At 33.1% G+C, this 3,769-nt stretch carries 3 protein-coding genes; all 3 read right to left on the reverse strand.

What is annotated here, in order from left to right:
* Positions 1–27: 27 nt before the first annotated feature.
* Entirely contained in the window at positions 28–972 is a 945-nt protein-coding gene (locus V7056_RS15750; RefSeq protein ID WP_499703379.1) for a polysaccharide deacetylase family protein, read from the reverse strand.
* Positions 973–1,172: 200 nt separating this feature from the next.
* Positions 1,173–2,582 (reverse strand): ABC transporter substrate-binding protein, encoded by a 1,410-nt coding sequence (locus V7056_RS15755; RefSeq protein WP_499703380.1) that lies wholly within the window; start codon positions 2,580–2,582, stop codon positions 1,173–1,175.
* 217 nt (positions 2,583–2,799) lie between these two features.
* A partial coding sequence (locus tag V7056_RS15760) for a sensor histidine kinase (protein ID WP_499703381.1) occupies positions 2,800–3,769 on the reverse strand: 970 nt, incomplete at its 5' end.

A 3,769-nucleotide genomic window follows, 5' to 3' on the forward strand; every position in this document is an offset into this window, starting at 1 on the left:
TAAAGATGAAATGAAGATTTATCAATTTCAAAAACGTCGATCATTCCAAAAATTTAATGAAAAATGTTCGTTCGGGTTATATACCTTAAATGCATACCCTTTTGCTCTTAAAAAGCTAATTATTTCGGGAAGTGCATCCAATGTTGTTTGCTTTTCATGTAATAGAATGACTTCTTTATTTTTGGTTGCTTGCCTTTTCACTTCATTTAAAATGTTGGAAGGATTTGCAGTATTCTTCCAATCATTTGTATCTACATTCCAGTCCCATATTTTCAATCCTGCGTTAACTGAATCATTGCGAAGTTTCAGGCTCATGCTCGGTCTCGATCCATATGGAGCACGGACCAATCGAGTATTTTCACCAGTCAATTTATTAATAATAGATAACGTTTGTTGCATTTCTGAAACAAAAAAACCTTGTTTGTATAATCGATCATAGTTATGAGTCATACTATGTGCGCCAATATAATTCCCCTCTTGAGCTGCCCTTTTTACAGCATCTTTGTGTTCATTCAAGTTTTTTCCAACCATAAAGAAAGTCGCATGTACTTTTTCATCCTTTAATACATCTAGAATGTGGTTTGTCAGCGTACTCGGTCCATCATCGAATGTCAGATAGACTACTTTCTGATCTTGTTTAATTTGTTGTTTGTTATTTGGTTGATTCATTTTATTTTGTTGCTCATGAACATTGGGCTTTTGACTACTTACTTTTGGTTTATTTTGTTTCCCTACCTCTGATTTCTTAGCAGTTGATTGTTTTGCATTACCTTCTGTGTTATGTTTGGCACTATTATTTGAGGTCTTTATTTGTACCTGTTCGCTTTCGGCACTTTTTGCAACATTTTCAACTGCAAATTCTTTCAATTTACCAATTAAATGGTAAATGAGTGAGAATATAAGCAAGAACGCACTTAAGCTTACAATCGCTCTTTTTATCATCTTTTTTTTCTTTCTTTTACGGGATTTCATCTCACTTTCACCGCTCTCTCCACTCCTTGAATATCTTTAATATAAAGTTAACGGTTCCAAATAAAGATGAGATGAAGATGAGATGAAGTATCAATGAAGATTGATAAAAAATGACAAAAACGACTAAATTTCTGTTTGTTATTATTGTTGGATAAAAAAAGAGACCAATTTAATGGTCTCCTAGAAATTTCTTTATTCTTCTACTCGTTTAAGTAGGTCATAACTCTGTTCTGTATAATTTTTGCAACACTTTCCGCAGATTTTTGACCACTAAAATAGCTTTTCGATTCTTCCTCTATGATTATTCTGATTTTTTCATTCCATCGTACCTGTGTATTCGCCTCAGAAATCATTTGTTTCAACGGCTCAAGTGATACTTCTGAAACTCTTACTGTACCACCTTTACCAACTTTTCCGCCATTATCTTTTGTATTGTCTACTTTTCCTTCTATTACATCGGTAAATTCCTTCTCATTTGCTGCGATATTTACAGGGAACATACCACTTACTGATTGAGTTTGTATCTCATAAGAAAGTAAAAATTTCAGGAAATCCCATGCGTCCATTTTGACAGTGGAATTTGCATTCATCGCATAACGATCGTATCCAGCAAAGGTAACACCTGTCTCTTTTTCCGAAGAATGTGGAAAGTCGTAAATGCTCGCATTCTGATAGTACATAGCTGAACGCATCGCATAATCGTTTGCAGAATAGATAGGTGAACTTGTAAAATACGTTGTTTTCTGCACTCCGAGCTCATAATCCGATAAAACGCCGTCGTCATACATTTTTTTTACTTTTTTGAGTAAATCAATAAATAACGGAGAATCAAATTTGGCTTCCTTTTTCTCCATATCAATCAGTTGATCGTAGTTTTCATTTGAGAAAACTAAGGGATTTAAGATACCTTCAGGTGTAACTTGCATAACAGTATCAAGTGTCCCTTTTGATTTTAACTGCTTGCTTATTTCTGTAAATCGATCCCAAGTCCAGTTCTGGTGGTCATCTATTTGAACGCCTGTATTTGAAATCGCTTCCTGATTTGCAATTAAAGCACCTAATGAAAAACGAGTAGGCAAAATGTACAAACCACCATTTATTTTAGAATGTTCTAGAATGTTCATGTAATATTGACTTTTGTCAAAAGACGTATCTTTTTCAATGTATTGATTGAGATCAACAAAGGCCTTTTTATCAATGTATCGATCGATTGGCAAACTTTGGTCGTTCAAGATGAATAGATCAGCACCTTTTCCAGATAGCACTTCTGTCGTCGTCTGTGACACATATTTCTCAAGTTGAAGAAGAGATATCCCGCCACCGCCAGATGCAAAACTTTTCAGTTCGATTGTAATATTTGGATGTTTTTTTTCGTATTCCTTCGCAGCCAAAACAAAGTCTGGATGTTTCCCTAAGACTGAGATGGTGATCGTTTTTTTCTCATCCTTGCTTACTTTTAACGACAGATCTTCTCTAGTAACATTATTATTACTATTGTTCGATTGATTTAGTTCTGAGTTATTGTTTTCATCGCTTTGTGTATTTCCACTACAAGCGACAAGACTAAATATTATTATTAAACTCATCATTAAAGAAAGTATTTTTTTCATACTTTATCTTCCTTTCTCTTTCTTACTTAATGTAAGAATACCCTTCTCAAATAAAGATGAAATGAAGATGAAATGAATTTTTTAAAAAGATTGATAAAAATTTCAACATAAAAACTGGGCGGCTAATTCTAGGGAAATTTCCCTGTAATAAAAAAATCGCCCTTTTAACTAGGGCGATCCAATAAAAGAATAGTATAGGTGTTTTCCAAACAGATTTTCATATATTTTTATTTAAATAAAAGTAAAATAATACGCCATCCGATGTATTCTTGACCCCGTACTGCGCACCATGTAGATTTAATATATTTTTCGAAATGGCAAGTCCTAATCCAGTACTTCCTTCTGAACGATGTCGAGACGTATCACCACGATAAAAACGGTCCCATACCTTATCTAATTGCTCATTTGGAATATGTGATCCTTTATTCTCGACGCATACTTTCACTAGTTCATCCTCTATTGTCGTTGTTACATAGATATGTTCATGATTTGGGGTATAGCGGATTGCATTTGTCATATAGTTCGTAATGACTTGTTCAATTCGATGTTGATTTGCGAATACTTCGATTGATACTAAATCTTTATGAATCGTAAGTTCCTTTTTCTCAATTTCTAAAGATAATTGATTACAAACATGATCAATTATTTTATCAATAAAAAAGGGCTCCATTTTCATTTTATACGTTCCAGACTCGTATTTTGCTAGTTCAAGCATATCGACAATTAATAAATCCATCTTGTCGACTTCTTTTTCCATCGCTTCAAAATAGTAGTCCTTCTTATGACTAGCAACACCATCTTTTAAGATTGAAATACAACTTTTCATAATACTGAGAGGAGTCTTCAATTCATGCGAAACACCTGAAATGAATTCTTTTCTAGTATTTTCTAATTGTTTTTCTTTCTCAATATCTTGCTTTAGTTGTGAGATATGAGAATGGAGCGTATTTGAAAGTAAATTTATATTCTGAGATAAGTCGCCAATTTCATCTTTCGAATGATATTCTATTCTTTCTGAAAAATCTAAGTGAGCAATTTTTCTAGTTGTATCATTAATTCTTAATAATGGTCTTGCAATTTTGAATGAATAGTAAATGGACGCTAAAATTGTAAGAAGTAAAACAAACACAATAATATAGACAAAATAATCTTTTACCATTTGTACTGCTTCGTCTACTGGTTGTAAG

This window comes from Bacillus sp. JJ664 (assembly GCF_036962205.1).
Taxonomy (GTDB): Bacteria; Bacillota; Bacilli; order Bacillales; family Bacillaceae_G; genus Gottfriedia.

Excerpts from the sequence above, each read along its gene's own strand:
- V7056_RS15750 (WP_499703379.1), bottom strand. The coding sequence starts at position 972 with ATGAAATCCCGTAAAAGAAAGAAAAAAAAGATGATAAAAAGAGCGATT.
- V7056_RS15755 (WP_499703380.1), bottom strand. The coding sequence starts at position 2,582 with ATGAAAAAAATACTTTCTTTAATGATGAGTTTAATAATAATATTTAGT.